Annotated in this window: 1 protein-coding gene; it reads right to left on the bottom strand. The window is 67.8% G+C overall.

Translation table 11 applies throughout. The features are described 5' to 3' along the window. Positions 1–139: 139 nt before the first annotated feature. Positions 140–1,324 (bottom strand): IS1380 family transposase (locus ACZ54P_RS40705; RefSeq protein WP_465466967.1); only part of this gene is annotated, 1,185 nt, incomplete at its 5' end.

The raw sequence follows: 1,324 nt of genomic DNA, 5'->3' as shown, positions 1-1,324 counted from the left end.
TGAGCCTGGATCCACCGGTGTGTTTGTGGGTTGGTCTTGGTGGTGGTTGTTGGTGTTGTTTCCGGGTTGGTGGGCAGGATGGGGTGCCGGTCGTCTCATCCGGTGTGTCCACTGTGGTCTGGTTGTCGGGTGTGGGTGGTCAGGTTGTTGGGTGGGTGGCGGTGAAGAGTGCCTGGTAGTGGTGTTGCCAGGGCCAGTTGGTGGGTAGTCGGAGGGTGATGCGGCGGGCGGTGCGGGTGATGCGGGCGGGGATGGTGATCAGGTGTCGGCGCAGGGTTGCGGTGCGGGCTTTGGCGTGAAAGACGCTGGTCAGGCAGCCGGTGGCGCGGAGCAGGTTGTGGGTGAGGCAGGCCAGGGCGAGCCAGGCCTGGTTGGCGGGGAAGCGGCCGGAGGGGAAGTGCGCGAGGGCGGAGTTGTTGAGGTCGGCGAAGACCTGTTCGATGATGGCGTGTTTGCGGTGATACTCGTCGGCGACGGGCAGGTCGAAGCCGGTGTCGGTGAACACGGCGTGGTAGTTGAAGACACGGAACAACTCGCCCTGGGTGTTGGTCTTGAATCTGGGGGTGCGGCGGACCAGCAGCCGCGCGGTGACCTGGCGGCCGGGGTTCTCGGCGGTGTGGACGAACGCGGTCAGTGTGGTTTCGGCGATCTCGGCGTGGGTGATCAACTCGCCGGATAGCGGGTCGGGGATCGGGTGCCGGTAGGCGATCGTAGTCCAGTCGTCCTCGCCGATCCGGTCGATCACCTGCTTCACTGCCGCGTTTTTCTGGGCGGTGACCGAAAACAACGCGCCCGCCCGGCGGATCGCGGCGATGATCGGGCCGGTGAAGAACGCGGAATCCGCGCGGACCACGACCGTCCCGGTCGCCCCGGCCCGGCGTGCGAGCCCGATCGCCTCGGTGATCATCGACGCGGCCCCGCGGCGGGAATCACAGTTCCCGCCCCGTAACCGGGAGGTCAGGATCACCGGCGCGCAGACCGGGGACGACAGGGTGGCGATCAGGTGGTTCAGGCCCCGGACGCCGTTGTAGGCGAACCCGCTGCCCTGCTTGCCGTGCCCGTAGGTTTCCTTGATCTTGGCGTCGATATCGATAAACGCCAGCCCCTCGACCCCGGCCAGCAGCGACGGAACCCGCCCGGCCAGCCGGACCAGCGCCTCGGCCGCGGCCGAGGCCAGCTGACCGACGTGGCCGTGGGTGAACCCCCGCAACCACGAACCACACGTCGAGGGCGCCCGGAGACCGGTGAACAACCGGCGCATCCCACCGTGCCGGATCACGTCCAGATCCTCGATCGAGTCCCCGCCGGCGACCATTCCGGCCAC

Source organism: Amycolatopsis sp. NPDC034160, from assembly GCF_055575355.1.
This window is presented reverse-complemented; position numbering and strand designations above follow the sequence as displayed.